At 69.9% G+C, this 17,875-nt stretch carries 21 protein-coding genes; 12 read left to right on the forward strand and 9 right to left on the reverse strand.

Features of this window, described 5'->3' with window-relative positions; genetic code table 11:
• The first annotated feature begins 189 nt into the window (after positions 1–189).
• The 7 genes from EVU97_RS12315 to EVU97_RS12345 all read left to right on the forward strand — a co-directional run bounded on the left by EVU97_RS12315 (position 190) and on the right by EVU97_RS12345 (position 7,091).
• Complete coding sequence (locus EVU97_RS12315) at positions 190–1,536, forward strand: sensor histidine kinase (RefSeq protein ID WP_240730226.1); 1,347 nt, start codon at positions 190–192, stop codon at positions 1,534–1,536.
• Positions 1,533–2,204: a response regulator transcription factor gene (locus EVU97_RS12320; protein WP_129666195.1), complete on the forward strand. Its 672-nt coding sequence runs from the start codon at positions 1,533–1,535 to the stop codon at positions 2,202–2,204. The genes EVU97_RS12315 and EVU97_RS12320 overlap by 4 nt, the downstream gene beginning before the upstream one ends.
• An 89-nt stretch (positions 2,205–2,293) precedes the next feature.
• The gene (locus EVU97_RS12325; RefSeq protein ID WP_129666197.1) at positions 2,294–3,190 is read left to right on the forward strand and encodes an ABC transporter ATP-binding protein; all 897 of its coding nucleotides are present in this window, start codon (positions 2,294–2,296) and stop codon (positions 3,188–3,190) included.
• Between the two features lie 3 nt (positions 3,191–3,193).
• Entirely contained in the window at positions 3,194–4,402 is a 1,209-nt protein-coding gene (locus EVU97_RS12330) for an ABC transporter permease (protein WP_129666199.1), read from the forward strand.
• A gap of 60 nt (positions 4,403–4,462) precedes the next feature.
• Positions 4,463–5,818 carry a DUF4064 domain-containing protein gene (locus EVU97_RS12335; protein WP_129666201.1) on the forward strand — a complete coding sequence of 452 codons (1,356 nt, stop codon included), beginning with the start codon at positions 4,463–4,465 and terminating at the stop codon, positions 5,816–5,818.
• Positions 5,819–5,950: 132 nt separating this feature from the next.
• Complete coding sequence (locus tag EVU97_RS12340; RefSeq protein WP_370448535.1) at positions 5,951–6,829, forward strand: HAD family hydrolase; 879 nt, start codon at positions 5,951–5,953, stop codon at positions 6,827–6,829.
• A gap of 103 nt (positions 6,830–6,932) precedes the next feature.
• Positions 6,933–7,091, forward strand: a complete 159-nt coding sequence (locus EVU97_RS12345) for a DUF2283 domain-containing protein (protein ID WP_129666203.1) — start codon at positions 6,933–6,935, stop codon at positions 7,089–7,091.
• A gap of 12 nt (positions 7,092–7,103) precedes the next feature.
• Here EVU97_RS12345 and EVU97_RS12350 read toward each other — a convergent pair whose 3' ends face one another.
• On the reverse strand, positions 7,104–7,664 hold the full coding sequence (locus EVU97_RS12350) for a DUF1990 family protein (RefSeq protein ID WP_165357962.1): 561 nt from the start codon (positions 7,662–7,664) through the stop codon (positions 7,104–7,106).
• 65 nt (positions 7,665–7,729) lie between these two features.
• Here EVU97_RS12350 and EVU97_RS12355 point away from each other — a divergent pair, with 65 nt between their 5' ends.
• The 4 genes from EVU97_RS12355 to EVU97_RS12370 all read left to right on the forward strand — a co-directional run bounded on the left by EVU97_RS12355 (position 7,730) and on the right by EVU97_RS12370 (position 10,932).
• Positions 7,730–8,542, forward strand: a complete 813-nt coding sequence (locus EVU97_RS12355; RefSeq protein WP_129666207.1) for an RNA methyltransferase — start codon at positions 7,730–7,732, stop codon at positions 8,540–8,542.
• Positions 8,543–8,613: 71 nt separating this feature from the next.
• Positions 8,614–9,267: a VOC family protein gene (locus EVU97_RS12360; RefSeq protein ID WP_047311164.1), complete on the forward strand. Its 654-nt coding sequence runs from the start codon at positions 8,614–8,616 to the stop codon at positions 9,265–9,267.
• Positions 9,268–9,385: 118 nt separating this feature from the next.
• Entirely contained in the window at positions 9,386–10,189 is an 804-nt protein-coding gene (locus EVU97_RS15290; protein ID WP_129666209.1) for a CPBP family intramembrane glutamic endopeptidase, read from the forward strand.
• Positions 10,189–10,932, forward strand: coding sequence for a tryptophan-rich sensory protein (locus EVU97_RS12370; RefSeq protein ID WP_240730229.1), 744 nt, complete (start codon positions 10,189–10,191; stop codon positions 10,930–10,932). The genes EVU97_RS15290 and EVU97_RS12370 overlap by 1 nt, the downstream gene beginning before the upstream one ends.
• 10 nt (positions 10,933–10,942) lie before the next feature.
• Here the strand turns inward: EVU97_RS12370 and EVU97_RS12375 are convergent, their stop codons facing one another.
• The 8 genes from EVU97_RS12375 to EVU97_RS12410 all read right to left on the reverse strand — a co-directional run bounded on the left by EVU97_RS12375 (position 10,943) and on the right by EVU97_RS12410 (position 17,274).
• Entirely contained in the window at positions 10,943–12,487 is a 1,545-nt protein-coding gene (locus EVU97_RS12375) for a polyamine aminopropyltransferase (RefSeq protein ID WP_129666213.1), read from the reverse strand.
• A 39-nt stretch (positions 12,488–12,526) separates the two neighbouring features.
• Positions 12,527–12,763, reverse strand: coding sequence for a hypothetical protein (locus EVU97_RS12380; RefSeq protein ID WP_118912982.1), 237 nt, complete (start codon positions 12,761–12,763; stop codon positions 12,527–12,529).
• Positions 12,760–13,260: a DUF2617 family protein gene (locus tag EVU97_RS12385; RefSeq protein WP_165357963.1), complete on the reverse strand. Its 501-nt coding sequence runs from the start codon at positions 13,258–13,260 to the stop codon at positions 12,760–12,762. Before EVU97_RS12385 ends, EVU97_RS12380 begins: the two co-directional genes overlap by 4 nt.
• Complete coding sequence (locus EVU97_RS12390; RefSeq protein WP_129666217.1) at positions 13,257–13,712, reverse strand: DUF4178 domain-containing protein; 456 nt, start codon at positions 13,710–13,712, stop codon at positions 13,257–13,259. The genes EVU97_RS12385 and EVU97_RS12390 overlap by 4 nt, the downstream gene beginning before the upstream one ends.
• 11 nt (positions 13,713–13,723) lie before the next feature.
• Positions 13,724–14,152, reverse strand: coding sequence for a DUF350 domain-containing protein (locus tag EVU97_RS12395; RefSeq protein ID WP_129666219.1), 429 nt, complete (start codon positions 14,150–14,152; stop codon positions 13,724–13,726).
• Between the two features lie 272 nt (positions 14,153–14,424).
• A complete protein-coding gene (gene purB / locus EVU97_RS12400; protein WP_129666221.1) occupies positions 14,425–15,846 on the reverse strand; it encodes an adenylosuccinate lyase in 1,422 nt (473 codons plus the stop codon).
• Between the two features lie 56 nt (positions 15,847–15,902).
• Entirely contained in the window at positions 15,903–16,334 is a 432-nt protein-coding gene (locus EVU97_RS12405) for a hypothetical protein (protein ID WP_129666223.1), read from the reverse strand.
• 139 nt (positions 16,335–16,473) lie between these two features.
• Complete coding sequence (locus EVU97_RS12410; RefSeq protein WP_129666224.1) at positions 16,474–17,274, reverse strand: VOC family protein; 801 nt, start codon at positions 17,272–17,274, stop codon at positions 16,474–16,476.
• A gap of 176 nt (positions 17,275–17,450) precedes the next feature.
• On the opposite strand from EVU97_RS12410, the gene EVU97_RS12415 reads away from it, so the two are divergent.
• Positions 17,451–17,873: a hypothetical protein gene (locus tag EVU97_RS12415; RefSeq protein ID WP_129666226.1), complete on the forward strand. Its 423-nt coding sequence runs from the start codon at positions 17,451–17,453 to the stop codon at positions 17,871–17,873.
• The last annotated feature ends 2 nt before the right edge of the window (positions 17,874–17,875 follow it).

Consider the following 17,875-nt stretch of genomic DNA (forward strand, 5'->3'; position numbering starts at 1 on the left):
GGCCATGATTGCCGAAATTGTCTGCCCGCGTGCGGCTTACGCTCAGGCGCCGCCGCGAGTAGGACACCCACTCAGCCAATCAGGAGGTACGTCGTCTGTCACCCGACCCCAGGGGTGGCCTAGCCCAGTGCGAGCATCTCCGCCGCTTGAGGGAGGTGCGCCCGGCGACTGCGCTCTACCCTCGGTCGGGTGAAACAGTTCTTCGGCCTCGACGACGAATGGGTGCGCAGGCGACCTGACGCCTGGCTGAGGCGAGATGTTCTCATCGCCATCCTGTTCTTCCTCGGCGCGCTGCTGGGTCTCGAGGTGTGGCGCGCACTCGGCTTCTCGGCCGATTCCCTGTGGCCGCGTTGGGCGCTGTATCTGAGCGCCGCCATCGGAGCCGGCCCGCTCGTGCTGCGCCGACGTTTCCCCGTCACCGTCATGCTCGTCACGGCCGCGCACATGTTCGTCATGGGGCTGACGCAGGTGCCGGTGATGTCGTCCATCGCCATGCAGGGCGTGTACTTCTTCGCCATCTTCACCGCGCTCGCCTGGGCGCCCGACCGCAAGCTGGTCACCCTCGCGGCAGCGGGCCTCGTGCTGTTCATGTTCGGCTGGCTGAGCGTGCAGTGGTCCGTGGCGGCGATGAACGATGACCTCCTCGACTCCTACAACGCCCAGCCCGCCAAGGCGCGCGACCCGTGGTTCGGCGCGACGGCCGCAGCCGTCCTGCAGGGGCTGATGATCAACGTGCTCTACTTCGCGACGGCGGTCGGGGCCGGGGCGAACTCGTGGCGTGGCGCCCGTGCCCGCGCGTTCGCCCACCAGCAGGCCCAGACGATCACCCGTCAGGCCGGCCAGCTCACCGAGCAGGCCGTCGTCGAGGAGCGGCTGCGCATCGCACGCGAACTGCACGACGTCGTCGCCCACCACGTAGCGGCCATCGGCATCCAGGCCGCAGCGGCCCGCAAGGTGATGGTGAAAGACCCTGAGCGCGCGACGGACTCGCTGAGCAACGTCGAGGCCTCGTCGCGTGAGGCCGTCACGCAGATGCGCGCCCTGCTCGGCACTCTGCGCGCCGACGGACAACACACTGCGAACGGCTCGGGCGAGCCCACGAACGGCGCCGCACGCGCACCCGAACCGGGCCTGAACGACGTCGCCGCCCTCGTGGCGGGCGTACGCACCCCCACCTTCGACGTGCGCCTCGACGACCTCGTCGACGTCGACGTGCCCGCCAACGTCGGGCACAGCATCTACCGCACCGTGCAGGAGGCGCTCGCCAACGTCCAGCGTCACTCGACGGCCACGGCAGCCACCGTCACGCTGCGCGCGGGTGGCGAGGGCAACGGCCGCTACGTCGAGGTCGAGGTGCTCGACGACGGCCGCCCCCGCGCGGGTACGTCCGGCAGCGGGCTGGGCCTGCTCGGCATGCGTGAACGGGTGCGCGCCCACCACGGCTCGGCCGAGATCGGGCCACGCCTCACCGGTGGATACCGTGTGCGCGTGCGCCTGCCTCTCGCAGCCTCGACCAGGAACAAGGAGACGCCGTGACCGAATCGCTCAGGGTCCTCATCGTCGACGACCAGCGGATGGTGAGCGGCGGGTTCTCCCTCATCCTGTCGGTGGAGGACGACCTCGACGTCGTCGCCACCGCCGCGAACGGTGAGGAGGCGCTCGCGGTCGCGCGCGAGCTGCACCCCGACGTCACGCTCATGGATGTACAGATGCCCGTCATGGACGGCATCGAGGCCACGCGCCGCTTCGTCGAAGAGGGGCTGGGCCGCGTCGTCATCCTCACGACCTTCGATCGCGACGACTACCTCTTCAGCGCGCTCGACGCCGGCGCGAGCGGATTCCTGCTCAAGAACGCCGAGGCCGACGAACTCGCCGAGGCGGTGCGCACCGTCGGTCACGGTCACGCGCTGCTCGCCCCCGAGGTGACGCGCCGCGTCATCGAACGACGTACCGCGCAGCAGGCCGCACCCGAAGCGGATGCCCGCCTCGCCGCGCTCACCCCGCGCGAACGCGACGTTCTCGCGCTGCTCGGGCGCGGGCGCTCGAACGCGGAGATCGCCGACGAACTCTTCGTCGGTGAGGCCACCGTCAAGACGCACGTGTCGAACGTCCTCATGAAGCTCGACCTGCGCGATCGCGTGCAGGCCGCCGTCGCCGCCTACGAAACCGGCCTCGTGCGCGTGGGGGAGCAGCCCGGCACCTGAAGTTCATCCTCCCGGCGGAGGTGAGAACCCCGCCGTTTCGCCAGGATGGTTCCCGTACCTCCCGAAGGGGAAACCGAGAGGAACGGACGATGTTCGAAGCGAAAGGGCTGAGCCGCACGTTCGGCGACAAGGTCGCCGTGCGCGACGTGTCGTTCAGCGTGCCGGACGGCCGGATGACCGGCTTCGTCGGCGGTAACGGCGCCGGCAAGACGACGACGATGCGCATGATCATGGGCGTGCTCGAGCCGAGCGCGGGCGACGTGCTGTGGGAGGGCCGGCCCATCACGTCGGCTGAGCGTCGGGCCATCGGCTACATGCCGGAGGAGCGCGGCCTCTACCCCAAGCAGCCGCTCATCGACCAGCTCGTCTACCTCGCTCAGCTGCGCGGCGTGACGGCTTCGGCGGCGCGCACGCGCGGCCTCGACCTCCTCGAGCGCTTCGGTCTCGCCGACCGTTCGAAGGACAAGCTCGAATCGCTCTCGCTGGGCAACCAGCAGCGCGTGCAGATCGCGGCCGCCGTCATCGCGGAACCGTCCGCGCTCATCCTCGACGAGCCGTTCAGCGGCCTCGACCCGCAGGCCGTCGACGCGATGGCCGATCTCCTGCGCGAGTACACGGCGCGTGGCGTGCCGGTGCTGTTCAGCAGCCACCAGCTCGACCTCGTCGAGCGGTTGTGCGACGGGCTCGTCATCCTCGCGCGCGGCGAGGTCGTGGCCGAAGGGCGCGCGCAGGATCTGCGCCGCCGCGGTCGCGTTCGCCACCGCCTCGTCCTCGACGCCGACGCCGGGTGGGTGCGCGATGTCGCCGGCTCGCTCGGCATCTTCGTCGCCGACGTCGACGGCCCGGTTGCCCTGCTCGAACTGCCGCACACGAACGGCGACGCAGCCGCCGACGAGCTCCTGCGCAGCGCCATGGAGCGCGGCCGCGTGCGCGAGTTCCACGAGATCGTGCCCCAACTCGCCGACATCTACCGAGAGGTGGCCTGAGGAATGAACGCCGCCGCAGAAACCCAGACCCGCCCCGCCTGGCAGATCGTCGCCCTGCGCGAACTTTCCCTGAAGGCGCGGGACAAGAACTTCCTCATGTCGCTCGTCGTGACGCTCCTGCTCGTCGCAGGCACGTTCGGCGTCCAGATCTGGCTCTCGGGCAAGACGCCTACGTCGTCCATCGCCGTCGTGACGCAGAAGAACGCGGCCGGGCTCTCGGGAAGCTCCCTCGTCGACGCCGCCGAGAAGGCGGCGAAGGCCGACCACGACAAGGTCGAGTACACGAGCGTCTCCGCGTCGTCACCCGCCGACGCCCGCGACGCGGTCAGGAGCGGTCGCGCCGATCTGGCGCTCCTGCCCACCTCCGGCGGCTGGACGCTCGTCGGTGACAAGGACGTCGACGCCGACGTGAAGAAGTTCGTCACGAGCGCCGCCGCGGAGCAGACGCTCGCCGCGAACGCGAAGGCTCAGGGCATCGATCTCGCCAAGCTCTCGAGCGGAGCGAACGTGACGGACGAACGGCTCGACCCCGGATCCGTCAACGCCGGGCTGGGCAAGCTCGTCACCTTCGTCTTCGCGTTCCTGTTCTACTTCGTCGCCTTCATCTTCGGCATGCCGATCGCGCAGAGCGTCGTCGAGGAGAAGCAGTCACGCATCGTCGAAATCCTGGCCAGCGCGGTGCCGCTCAAGCACCTGCTCGCCGGTAAGGTCATCGGCAACGCCGTCCTCGCGTTGGCCCAGGTGACGCTGCTCGTCGGCGTAGCGCTCATCGGGCTGTCGCAGACACGGTGGAGCACGCTCATCGGCACCGTGGCGAGTGCCTCGGGGTGGTTCGTCGTGTTCTTCCTCGCGGGCTTCCTCGTCGTCGCCTGCATGTTCGCGGTGGCCGGCGCGCTCGCGTCACGCAGCGAGGACGTCCAAACGACCGCCCAGCCGGTGACAATGCTCGTCGTCGTCGTGCTCATGCTCGGCATGATGCTCACCGGAACGGCCCTCAAGGTGGCCTCGTTCGTGCCGGTCGTCTCGACGGTGGCGATGCCCGCGCGCGTCATCACCGGCGATGCAGCCTGGTGGGAGCCGCTCGTCGCGCTCGTCATCGCGGGTGTCGCTGCGATCGCCATCACTCGGGTCGCGACGCGCCTCTACAGCCGCAGCGTCATGCAGACGGGTGGGCGCCTGAGCTACAAGGAGGCCTTCAAGCTGCAGGCGTGAGGGCTCCCCGGTAGATTTGGGCGCAGATCACACTTCAGCATCTCGACACGGGAGGGTCGCATGAGCGACAACAACGAAAAGCCCGCCTCCACCTGGGGCGGCGGCGACTCCGAGGCAGAGACCCGCATCGCGGGCGGTTCGACGCCGGCGGCTGAGCCGAACCCGGTGCACGACCACACCCAGCGGTTCGAGAACGATGCCACGCAAGTGGCCTACCGTGACCAGCCGCAGGCTGCAGCTCAGCCGGGGCAGTCCCCCGCGCGTACGGAGTCGCCGACGCAGGCGTCGTCCGCGCATTCGCAGGCCTACCCGAGCGCGCCCATCGCCCAGCAGCAGTCGGCTCCCTACGCGCAGGGTTACCCGGGTGCTGCCGGCCAGCAGGGTCAGTACGGCGCGGGTCAGCAGTACGGTTCGGCGCCGCAGGGTGGGCAGTACAACTCCGCTCCGCAGGGTCAGTACGGCGCGGGTCAGCAGTACAACTCGTCGCCCCAGGGAGGCCAGCAGTACGGCTCCGCGCCGCAGGGTGGTCATGCGCAGCCGGGTCAGTACAACTCCTCGCCCCAGGGAGGCCAGCAGTACGGCTCCGCGCCGCAGGGTGGTCATGCGCAGCCGGGTCAGTACAACTCCTCGCCCCAGGGAGGCCAGCAGTACAACTCCGCTCCGCAGGGTGGCTACGCTCAGCCCGGTCAGTACAGCTCGTCGCCCCAGGGCGGCCAGACGTACGGCTCGGGCCAGCACACGACCCCGGCGCACGGCGGCCAGCAGGGCCAGTACACGTCGGCCGCGTACGGTCAGTCGCAGTCGGCCCAGCCGACGAAGACCTCGAGCGCGTCCCCCGTGGCGAAGTTCGGCCCGTTCCTGCCAGCCCTCCTGGCACTCATCGCTCCGTTCGTCGCGTGGGTGACGTTCAAGTCGGGCAGTGAGACCGTCGCGCTCAACGGCATCGGCGGCAACAGCAACTCGGCCAACCCGACGCTCGGTGAGTCGAGCAACACGGGCGGCATCTTCGTCCTCATCCTCGCCATCGGTCTCGCCGTGGCCGGCGTGCTCGCCGCTCTGGGCAAGCTCAACGCGAAGGTGACGGGCATCGTCACGGCCGCCCTCGGCGTCGTGCTGCTCATCATCGGCATCCTGCAGTTCCCGAGCACGGCCAGTGCCGTCGGTGACGGTGGCGCCGCATCCGGTTACTCGGCGACGATCGGCGCCGGCGTGTGGTTGACGCTCCTCGCGGGGCTCGCGGCGCTCGCGGTCGGTGTCGTCGCGTTCCTGCAGAGCCGCAAGGGCTCGAGCGCCTCGGCGACGAACGGCGGCCAGCAGTGGAACGGTGGCTACCAGCAGGGCCAGCAGCAGTTCGGCCAGGGCAACGGCCAGCAGTACGGCTCGGCCCCGCAGGGCGGGTTCGGCCAGAACCACTGATCTGCCTTACCTGACGAGGGCCCCTTCCGAGTGATCGGAAGGGGCCCTGGGCGTCTGTTCGTCCTTCCTCCTGCCTCCCGTGCAACTCACGCCGTGACGTTCGCGGGAAGGCGCGACGCGTAGGGTGTGCGTGTGACTCCGTCCGACGACACGACGCCCGTCATTCCCGAGGCTGCGGCCGCGAACAGCGTCCGACCCGGCGCAGGTGCCGGCTCGCACGAATGGCCACCGCTCATGGTCTGCCTCGACATCGACGGCACTCTCCTGCAGTACGACGGCACGATGCACGACGCGACGCGTGACGCCGTGCGCGACACCGTCGCCGCCGGCCACCATGTCGTCCTGTCGACGGGGCGCGCCGTTGTCGCGACGACGCCGATCCTGCGCATGCTCGACCTCGACCACGGTTACGTCGTGTGCTCGAACGGCGCCATCACCCTGCGTCTCGACAGCTCGCTCGACGCGGGCTACGAGATCGTCGACCGGGTGACGTTCGACCCCGCGCCGGCGCTGTCGTTGCTGCGTGGGCAGTGGGAGGATGCCGTCATCGCCGTCGAGGGGCCGGACGGGTTCAAGGTCACCGCGCCCTTCCCCGACGGGGAACTCGACGGCGAGCAGACCGTCGTGGAGTGGGAGGAGCTCATGTCGGAGCCCGTGACGCGCGTGACGTTCCGCTCGCCGTCGGGCACGAGCGAGGACTTCCTCGAGCTCGCCGACCGCATCGGCCTGCACCACGTCAACTACGCCGTTGGGTACACGGCCTGGATGGACATCAACCCCGAGGGCGTCTCGAAGGCGTCGGCGCTCGAGTTGGTGCGCCGCAAGCTCGCCATCGAGCCGTCGAACACGGTGGCCGTGGGCGATCAGCGCAACGACCTCGAGATGCTCGAGTGGGCTGCGCGCGGCGTCGCGATGGGCCAGGCGCCCGACGAGGTGAAGGACGCCGCGGACGAGGTGACCGGCCCGATCGAGAACGACGGGGCCGCCGACGTCCTGCGCTCGCTCTTGTGAACGCGCCCGACGGCGGGGCGCCCGCTGACGCGGTACGGCTGACGTTCGACGGCGAGGCCGACGCGGCGTACGTCGCGTCGGCCCGGACCGGGGAGCCGGCGGCGTGACGCGCACCGTCCCGGTCGACCTCGGCGGCGAGCCGGGAATCGACGTCGTGTTGGACGTGGATGCGAACGGCCGCCTGGTCGGCGTGGAGGTGCTCGGCGCGAGCCGTTTGCTCGCGCCGGAGGTGCTGGCCGCCGCGCACCGGTTGGACGACTGATCGACCGTCGCTTCAGCGGGCCAGAGCCCGCAGGTAGCGGCGCGTCATCCAGCGCTGCGCCCACCGCATGACGGGGGCGCCGATGCGGGTGAGGAGCCAGCCGGGCCGACTGAGGGAGTCGATGCTGACCCACACGTCATCGCCGCGACGTTCGACGAGGAAACGTTCGACGCCGCACTCGGGGTGACCGGGCAGCGTCGCGTAGGCGAATCCGCGCCGGTGCGGCTCGTCGATCACCTCCGTGACGCGGCACGGAATCGGCAGGCGCACCCGCCCGACGCCGAGACCGAGCACGACGACGGTGCCCGCGCGCAGCGGCACGTCGTTCGCCCGCACCGTCATCCCCGAGCCCAGTTGGAGACCCCACGAAAGCAACTCGTCGCCGACGGCGTCGAGATCCGAACGGCGCAGCAGTGCCGACTCCGCGAGCCGCTCGAAGCCCCGAGGTGCCGGCGCTGCCGTGTCGTCGAAGTCGAAGGCGAGAAGCTCCGTCGGAGCGGTGATCTGTGCTCCGGCCAGCGTCCGAACCGTCGCCTCGGACAACAGCCCGACCCCCGCCTCACTCCTCACCACAGCACCATCCTGCACGTGCAGATCGGGGCTTCGGCGGTGGGGGTTGAGTGGGGGAGAATGGGCGGGTGGCTGATCTTCACCTCACCTCCGCGACCAACCCGCGCCTCAAGGGGCTCGTCGGTCTGCGTAAGCGCCGTACCCGCGAGAACGAGGGCGTCACCCTGCTTGAGGGGTACGAGGAACTGTCGCTCGCGCTCGATGCAGGGGTGCGCCCCCGGGCCCTCTACACGTGCGACGACCTCATGCTCGACGCCGACCGCCAGCAGGACGTCGTCGACGCCGCCCGCGCCGCCGGCGCCGAGATCGTGACGGTGGCGCGCGCCGCGTTCGAGAAGGTCGCCTACCGCGAGGGGCCGGACGGCTTCCTCGCCGTCGTGCCGAGCGTCCAGGCCCACCCGCGCGAACTCGACCTGCCCGAGAGTCCGCTCCTTCTCGTCGCCGAGGGCGTCGAGAAGCCCGGCAATCTCGGGGCCATGCTCCGCACCGCCGACGCGGTCGGCGTCGACGGCGTCATCGCCGCCGACCCGGTCACCGACTGGGGCAACCCCAACGTCGTGCGCGGCTCGAAGGGCACCGTCTTCAGCGTGCCGGTGGCCGCCGCGTCCACCTCCGAGACCCTGAGCTGGCTCGAAGAGCGCGGCATTCCGCTCGTCGCGGCGACGCCGGACACCGACGTCATGCACACCGACGTCGACTACCGCGGCCCCGTCGCGATCGCCGTCGGCACCGAGAAGTACGGCCTCACCGGCGAGGCGCTCGCCGCCGCCACGACCCGCGTGCGCATCCCCATGGTGGGCCAGGTCAACTCCCTCAACGTCGCGACGAGCGCCGCCGTTCTGCTCTACGAAGCGATGCGTCAGCGTGGCGTCCGCGGTTGACGGAGCGCGCCGCGTCGAAGGGGAGTGACCCGGATTACAGTCCACACCGATGGGCGTGGCACAGTGTGCACATGCGTATTGACCACGTGATGTATGCGGCCGAGTCCGACGGTCTGCAGGCGACGGCCGAGCGACTCGCGCAGCAGCTCGGCGTGGAAGCACTCGACGGCGGCGTTCACCCGCGGTTCGGTACCCGCAACGTCATCCTGCCGCTTACCGAGCACCGGTTCCTCGAGGTCGTCGAAGCCCTCGAGCACCCCAGCGTCGACAAGATGCCGTACGGCCAGGCCGTCAAGGCTCGCTCCGCCAACGGTGGCGGCTGGATCGGTTGGGTCGTCGAACTCGACGACATGACCCGCCCCGTCGAGAAGCTCGGTCGCGGCACCACCGAAGGCCGCCGTCACCGCCCCGACGGCACCGAGGTCACCTGGCAGCAGATCGGCATCAGCGACCTCGTCCTCGACCCGCAGCTGCCCTACTTCATCAAGTGGGACGACGACGCGACCCACCCGTCGTCGGACGGCCCCAGCGACTCGGGCCTCAAGGGCATCACGCTCGCAGGCGCGCCCGAGCGCGTGCGCGAGTGGATCGGCCTCTCCGGTGAACCGGGCGTCGACCGCGAGGAGTGGGAGCCGAGCATCGACTTCTCCTTCGTCGCCCCGCACGGCACCCCGTCGGTGCTGTCGGTGACGTTCACGACGCCCCGCGGCGACGTCACGATCTGACGCACGCATCACGCTCATCACGGGTCGGCATCCACGTTCGGATGCCGGCCCGTTGCGTTGCCGTCGTGCACCCCTGGGGAGGCTTCACCTCACCTGGCGCGGGTGGTCGGATGAACATATGGGCGACTCGGTGACACGGCAACGTCTCGCCTGCGGGCTGACGCTCGTCGTCGGCACGCTCGTGCTGGCGTGGAGCCTGTCGATCGAGCCCGCTGATGCACTCTTCTACCCCGCGACGGCGCTGCTGGCCGCGGTGTGGTTCGTCGGCGCGTTCCTGGCCCGACGTCCGGGTGGGCGTGAAGCGCCGAAGCCGACCGAAGCGCGTCGGCCCGCAGCCGACGTGGCTCTCGGCGCCGGCGTCGGGGCCGCACTCGCAGGGGCTTTTCTCGTCGGTGCGCTTGTTCTCACGCAGATTCCCGCGTTACGCGACCCCGTCCAGCAACTCCTCGATCACGCCGACCGCGGCGTCTTCGTCGTGGTTCTCGTCCTCACCCTCGTCAACGGCGTGGCGGAGGAGACCTTCTTCCGTGGCGCGCTCTACGACGCGTTGCGCGGCCATGCTCCTGTCGTCACGAGCACCCTCGTCTACACCGTCGTCACGGCTGCCTCGGGCATTTGGATGCTCGCCTTCGCCGGCCTCGTGCTCGGCGGGGTGTGCGCGCTCCTGCGCCGCCGCACCGGCACCCTTCACGCCCCGAGGCGGGCGTCGTCATCGGTGAAGGGTCGTCGTCGTTCCAGATGTTGCGTCACCTCGCCGAGCGGCTGCCGGGGGCGCTCGCGCCGCGGTGGGTGCGCAACACGATCCAGCCCATCGCCGTGGCCGACGCGGTGCACTACCTCGTGGCCGCGGCGGACCTGCCGACCGACATCAACCGCACCTTCGACATCGGGGGCCCCGAGGCCATCCAGTACGCCGACATGATGAGCGAGTACGCCACGAGGGTGGGGTTGCGACCGCGCATCGTGCTCAAGGCGCCCGTGAGGACTCCGGGGCTGGCGGCTTACTGGGTCGGCCTCGTGACACCCGTGACGACACAGCTCGCCACACCGCTCATCGGCAGCCTGCAGCACGACACCGTCGTCCACGAACGCGACCTCGACAACCTCGTGGGGCCGCCGCCGGGCGGGCACACCACCTTCCGTGACGCCGTCCGGACCGCCTCGCGCAGCGCCGACACCCGCCGATGGGGTCGGACGCTCGCGCGCACGAGCGCCGCCGTCGCGGCGACCGCGGTGGTCGGCAGTCTCGCGACCGACCCCGACTCGCTCTGGTACCGCACCCTGCGCAAGCCCGCCTTCCAGCCGCCCGCGTGGGCCTTCCCCGTCGCGTGGACGGCGCTGTACGCCGACATCGCGCTCACGAGTTCACTCGTGCTCGCGGACCTCGGCGAGCAGGGGCGCACGCGCGAGCAGAAGGCCTATGCAGCGGCTCTGGCCGGCAACCTCGTGCTCAACGCGGGATGGAGCGTGCTGTTCTTCGACCGAAAGAAGTTGCGTCCCGCCTGCCTCGAGGCCATTGCACTCGCCGTGAGCAGCGCCGACCTCGTGCGCCGAGCCGGTGCTCACACCCCGGAGCGCGGCGTCGCGCTCGCGCCGTACGCCGCGTGGACCGGTTTCGCAGCCGTGCTCACCGGTGCCATCGCGCGCTTGAACCCGCGTCGCTGACACCTCGGGCTCAGTAGCCCCGGTAGGCGCCCTTCTGCGCGTCGAGGATCGTGGGCGACAGCAGGGTGGACGGTTTCACGGGCATCCGGCCACGGTCGGGCGGGAAGACGGCAGCGGCGCGCAGCACGTCCTGCGTGACGAAGCGCTGCGCCGGGGCGTCATCGGGCAGCGTGAGCGACGGCGGCGTCGACGAGCGCGTCGCGAGGTGGAAGCCCCAGTCGCCGAAGCTCGGCACGTCGACGTGGTACGGCGTTGTCGCGAACCCGGCGCGGCGCAGGGTCGCCTCCGTCGTCCAGTAAGCCTCGCGGGCGAAGAACGGCGAGCCGCTCTGGACGACCATGCGGCCGCCGGGGGCGAGGGCCCTGTTCATCAGCCCGTAGATCTCCTGCGAGTACAGCTTCGCGGTGGCCACGTCGTCGGCGTCGGGGAAGTCGACGACGATGGCGTCGAACGTCTCGTTCTGGGTGCGCAGCCACGTGAACGCATCGGCGGCGCGATAGGTCAGGCGCGGGTCGTCCATCGCATCGGCGTTGGCCGCGAGGAATTCGGGCCGCGTGCGCGCGAGATCGACCACCGCCGGGTCGAGGTCGACGAGCGTCACCTTCTCGACGCCGGGATACTCGAGCACCCGCCGTGCCGCGAGTCCGTCGCCCCCGCCGAGCACGAGGACCTTCGTGCGCGGCCCGTTCATCGCAGGAGCGACGAGCGCCTCGTGGTAGCGGTACTCGTCGAGCGTCGAGAACTGCAGGTCACCGTTGAGGAACAGCCGCACGTCGCGTCCGTCGAGGCCGGACGTGACGACGATGTCCTGGTAGGCCGAACGCTCGCTCACGACGATCGGATCGCGGTAGATGCGCTGCTGCGCGGACAGCTCGAACTTCCCCGAGAACCAGGCAAGCCCCGCGAGCCCGACCAGCGTCACGGCGAGCGCGCCGCCGACGAGGCGCCGCCCCCACGTCGTGAACGAGTCACGAAACACCCACAGGCACAAGGCAACACCGACGAGGGCGTTGACGGCGCCGACGGCGAGTGTGCCGCGGAGCAGGCCGAAGAGGGGCAGCAGGAGGAACGGGAACGCCAGGCCACCCACGAGGGCGCCGACGTAATCGGCGGCGAAGAGATCAGCGACGGCGTCCGACGCATCCTGCTTGCGGATGCGCTGCAGCAACGTCATGAGCAGGGGGATCTCGGCACCGATGAGCGCGCCGATCGTGAAGGCGAGAGCGACGAGCGCTGGCCCGTAGAGCGACCACCACGCGAAGGCGGCGTACAGCACGATGACGCTCGTGCCGCCGATGACGGCGAGGGCCAGCTCGATCAGGGCGAAGTTGCGGGCCGCCTGGCCGCCGAGGCGCTTCGCGGCGAGCGAGCCGATGCCCATGGCGAACACCATGACCGACAGGACGATCGACGTCTGCGTGATCGAGTTGCCGAGCAGGTACGAGCCGAGCGCGACGAGCGCGAGCTCGTAGACGAGACCGCATGCGGCGCACAGCAGGACGGCGCCGAAGACGAGGGCGCGGGCGAAGCGGGGAGCCTCAGACGGTGAGCGCACGGCTCACCTCGATCGCGCGAACGCTGCGAACAGCGTCGCTCACTTTCCGCTGCCCGAACCGCCACCGCGGAAGGAACTACCGTGACGGCGCGTCGTCGAGCTGCGGTGATCGTTGTCGCAGGCCTCCTTGACGGCCCGCTCGTTGGGCGTGAAGCCCTGCGCTCGCGCCATCTGACGCTGCTGCTCGCGGCAGGCTTCCTCTTCCTTGCTCGTGCCGCAGCCGCTCAACCCGAGGCCGAGGGCCGCGACGAGCAGTACGTTGACGGTGCGCTTCATGCCGGATCCCTCCGTCGCTGCAGGTCGAGCGAGGACGCGGTCTCGACCAGTTCTCCGTGCTGCGGGTAGACGTGCCAGGTGCGCCACGTGAGGACGTCGTCGCGGCGCTCGGCGACGAGGGCCGTCAACGCGAGGTCATGCCCGGGAAAGCGCGCGACGACGGCGTCGTCACGCTCGCCGAGCGCAGGGACGAACGCGTTGACCGCGTCGCGCAGGGCGTCCGGAGCCAGGTGCGTGACGCTCGTGCGCAGCGAGTAGCCGGGCGCGGTGTGGCGTTCCGGCAGAGGCATCGGGACGTGGGGGAGGTAGGCGATCGTCTCGGTGAACGGCTCGTCCTCCGTCTCGATGACGACCTGGTGCGAGGCCCCGAGCACGCGCAGGTCGGCACCCGCCACGAAGCAGGTGGCGAGAGGCTCCACAGGGGCCAAGCCGAGCCCCAGGCGCAGGTCGGCGGCGCAGGTGTCGACGAACGGCGACGCGATGGCGTGAAGGGTCACGACGAACCCCCGGTGACCTGCACGCCGAACGCCGGGATGTGACGGCCGGTCGACGGCTCCCACGCGCCGTCGTCGAAGCGCTCGAAGGCGACGAGCGTGCCGCCGAGGCGGTAGTCGGCGCAGGCGTAACGGCCCGAGCGCCCCGACGGAAGGCTGCGGTAGGTGCCCGTGCCGTCCTCGTTGCGGCGCAGCTTCGTGCCGTCGCAGACGACGTTGCGATCGCCAGGCTCGCCGCGCTCGGGCAGGGCCGGGCGGTCCTTCCACAGGGTGAGGCTGAGCGTGCCCTCGTCGTCCTCGACAGTGAGCCAATCGGCGTCCGGATGCCCGCTGAGGCGGTGCGAGTGCCAGGTGAAGTCGTCGACGGTGAGTTCGAGGGTCTCCTCGACGCGCGCGGGAGCGCCCGCGAGCGAGAGGTGCGAGCCGGGGCGGATGGTCAGCGCGTCGTGGGTCATGGGAGCGCCGATCAGGAGATGGCGGCGCAGATCATGAGCGCGACCGCGATGTGAGCCGCCGCCGACACCCAGACCGCCGGGTGCCTGTCCTCCTGCAGCAGCAACGCGCCCAGCTTGCCCGGCGTCAGTGCGTCGAGGGCGAAGAAGCTCAGGGCCATGAAGACGAGGCCGAGGATGCCGTAAACGGCAGTGCTCAGGAGACCCGCCGCGAGGCCGTCGTGCGACGAGCGGATGGCGGTGAAGACGATGAGGCCGACGGCGATGAGGTTCGCCGACACGAGGATCGCCGCGTTCTGGTTGCGCTCACGCCAGATGATGTCGGCGAGGCGACCCGGCGTCAGCAGATCGGTCATGAAGTAGCCGAGCGCCTGGAGCGCGCAGCCGACGATGGCGAAGGCCGCGATGGCCCCGACGTCGTAGAGCAGATCGGATGCGGTCATCGAATTCATTGCCTTCCCGGCCGACGCAGGGCTGGGGCCGTTCCCCACGCGCAGTGACTGCGCGATGCCCCAGCGATGCCCCCGGAACATGCAAGAACTATAGGCGAATCACTCCGCCCCAAGGGGTGATTAGGGGGTGAGAGCCGCGGGTCGCTCGGGTGCGGTGGTGGCGCGGTCGTACGTTGTGTCCTGACGCCGCCTGTCGTCGCGCAGCACGACGCCCTGCCCGCGGAGCACAGCTGCGGGCAGGGCGTCGCGTGAGCGCAGGTTCGTCAGACCTCGAGGTAATCGACGAGCTGAGGTGCGATGCCGATGTAGGTGGCAGGCGTCATCTCGAGGAAACGCGCCTCGACGTCGGAGGGAAGGTCGAGGCCGCGCACGAACTCGCGCAGGTCGTCGCCGGTGATGCGGCGTCCGCGCGTCAGTTCCTTCAGGCGCTCGTAGGGCTGCTCCATCCCGGGCACGCCCTGGGCGCCGAGCGCGCGCATCGCCGTCTGGATGGGCTCGCCGAGCACCTCCCAGTTGGCTTCGAGGTCCTTGGCCATGGCGCCCGGCACGGGGTCGAGACCGCCGAGGCCCCGCGCGACGTTGTCCATGGCCAGCACCGAGTGCCCGAATGCGGTGCCGATATTGCGCTGCATCGAGGAATCCGTGAGGTCGCGCTGCAGGCGCGACGTGACGAGGGTCGAGCCGAGAACGTCGAGCAGAGCGCTCGAGACCTCGAGGTTCGCCTCGGCGTTCTCGAAGCGGATCGGGTTCACCTTGTGCGGCATCGTCGACGAGCCGACGGTGCCCTGGCCGCGCACCTGCGCGAAGTAGCCCATCGAGATGTAGGTCCACACGTCGGTGCACAGGTTGTGCAGGATGCGGTTGAACCGCGCGATGTCGGCGTAGAGCTCGGCCTGCCAGTCGTGGCTCTCGATCTGCGTCGTCAACGGGTTCCACGTGAGGCCGAGGCCCTCGACGAACGACTTGCTCAGTGCCGGCCAGTCGGCGCTCGGCACCGCAGCCGTGTGCGCACCGAACGTGCCGGTGGCTCCGTTGATCTTGCCGAGGTACTCCTGCCCGCCGATGCGGCGCACCTGACGGCCCAGGCGGTGGGCGAGCACCGCGAACTCCTTGCCCATCGTCGTCGGCGTCGCGGGCTGGCCGTGGGTGTGCGACAGGAGCGGCACGTCACGCATGTCACGGGCCATCGTCGCGACCTGCTCGACGAGCGTCGTCGCCTTCGGCAGCCACACCTGCTGCGTCGCACGCTGCACCATGAGGGCGTAGCTGAGGTTGTTGATGTCCTCGCTCGTGCAGCAGAAGTGGATGAGTTCCGAGAGCTGCTCGGCGTCGTCGTGGCCCGCGTCGGCCACGATCTGCGTGAGGCGGCGCTTGAGGTAGTACTCGACGGCCTTGACGTCGTGCACCGTCTCGCGCTCGATCTCGGCGAGTTCGGCGATGTCGTCACCGTCGAACTGCTCCACGACGTCGCGCAGCGCCTCCTTCTCGCCGTCGTCCAGCGCGCGCACGCCGTCGAGGATGCCGGCGTCGGTGAGGTGGATGAGCCACTCGACCTCGACGTGGACGCGCATCCGGTTGAGCGCGGCCTCCGACAGGTGGTCGACAAGCGGGGCGACGGCGCCGCGGTAGCGGCCGTCGAGGGCTCCGAGGGCGATGGCGGGCTGGGTGTCGGCGAGGCTGTGCATGCACCCATTGTTCCAAACGACGAGCCCCGGACGCGTGTCGCATCCGAGGCTCGTCCTCACGGTGGAGTCAGCGCTTTCGGGCCCGCAGCGGGAGCCACACCGCCAGGCCCATGAGCGCCATCGCCAGCGGGACATGGACGGCGGCCATGACGTCCTTGCCCTCGTCCACGATGAGCCCCCCCGAGATAGGCCTCGAGGATCAACAGCACCGTCAACGCGAGCGCACCGAAGGTCAGGTCGGTGCGTTCACGCAGCTTCAGGAACGCCCACACCGTGGCGAGGAGCGCGAACCCGATGGCGGCCTTCCCGCACCACGAATGGACCTCGAGCCAGGGCGTCTTCTCAGGGGCGGTGTCGGGCGTCGACATGAACAATCCGGCCCACAGGCCCTGCAGCAGCACGGCGAGCGACGCGACGCCGACGAGTGCTGCGAACGTACGAGTGGGTGCCGTCGCGGCTGAGGAATTCGCGGGCGTGGAGCTCGTCATGATGGTCCTTCGCGTGGAATGAAGCAGTGTCCCCACAGCCAACCGCGTCCACCTAGGAGAACGCTCTCGTCCGGAACCGGCAGACCTGACAAGTACCCGGGATTTTCCTGGGTCAGGGCCGGCTCACCTCACCTGCTCGTCACTCGGCGTCGCGATCGTGCTCCGCTTCCTCCTCGGCTTCCGCGGTGTAGGAGATGACGTTGAAGACCTCGCCCTCGGGGCCGCGGATGGTGGCCTCGGGGCCGAACGGGGTGTCGAAGCTCATGAGCACCTCGCCGTCGAGCTCCTCGACGATGGCGACGCTCGAGTCGCGGTCGGCCACGACGAAGTGCGTGAGCCAGTTCGCCGGGACCTCGTCCGGCAGGTGCCCCGCGAGATGGATTCCGGCGACGACCTCACCGTCGGAGGCGCGCTTGCACGTGACGTAGTCGGCGCCCATCTCGTCGTAGCTGAACCCGAAGACCTTGCCGTAGAACGCCTTCGCGCCCTCGAGGTCTCGCGTCATGAGGTCGTTCCAACCCACGGAGCCAGACTCGTTGAAGATGCCGAAACCGTGGTGCTCACCGCCCTGCCAGGCGCCGAACGCGGCACCCTCGGCGTCGGTGAAGAACGCCATGCGGCCTGCACCAGCGACGCCCATCGGCTCGGCGATGACGCTGCCTCCCGCGGCGCGCACCGCCTCGGCGGTGGCATCGACGTCGTCGGAGGCGAAGAACGTCGACCACGCCGTGGGAACCTCTGGCGCCATACGCGGCGTGATGGCAGCGGCGGATCGTCCGTGCTTGAAGCACAGTGCGTAGCCGCCCATCTCGGCCGGGCCCTCCTGCACGTCCCAGCCGAAGAGCTTGGCGTAGAAGTCGCCGGCCTTCTTCACGTCGTCGAAGCAGCAGTCGACCCAGTTCGGGGTGCCTGCAGGCCAGTTCGTGTCACGGGTGGGCATGGGAGCTCCTTCGTTCGAAGTGCCGAGTTCAACGGCTCGACATCAGCCAACCACGGGCCACCGACAACCGCCAGGGTGTCTGGCTCCTGCGCAGATCCCGGTGATCAGGTCGCACGTTCGGGATAAGGCGTCCAATACGTGCCCACGAAGACCCGACGAGGCCTACTCTTGTCGCCGTGACCCAGCCCTCCGCCGAAGCGCGCATTCTCACGTCGGCAGCGTTCCGGCGCGCGCGGCTCCGGGCGGCGTCACTCATCGCCTCCCGCACGGAGTTGCACAGGCTGCTCGCCAGCGTCGAGTCGAAGCGCAAGAGCAACCCGCGCCTGTACGAGGGCGCGCAAGGGCTTGACCTCGACATCATCTGCTCGGTCGTCGACGCCTACGTCGACGAGGGCATGCTCACCGTGGACGGCCACGACGACCCACACACCACCAGCATCACCGGCAAGGCACGTCTGCGCCTCGTCGTGGCAGCGCTCGTCTACCTCGTCGACGTGGAGGACGTCATCCCGGACTCGCGGCCCAACGGCCTCACCGACGACGTCGTCCTCCTGCGCTGGGCGTCACGCATGGCGCGCGCCGAACTGCCCGCCGTCTGAGG

This window comes from Dermacoccus sp. 147Ba (assembly GCF_004151355.1).
In the GTDB taxonomy this organism is placed as follows: Bacteria; Actinomycetota; Actinomycetes; order Actinomycetales; family Dermatophilaceae; genus Dermacoccus; species Dermacoccus abyssi.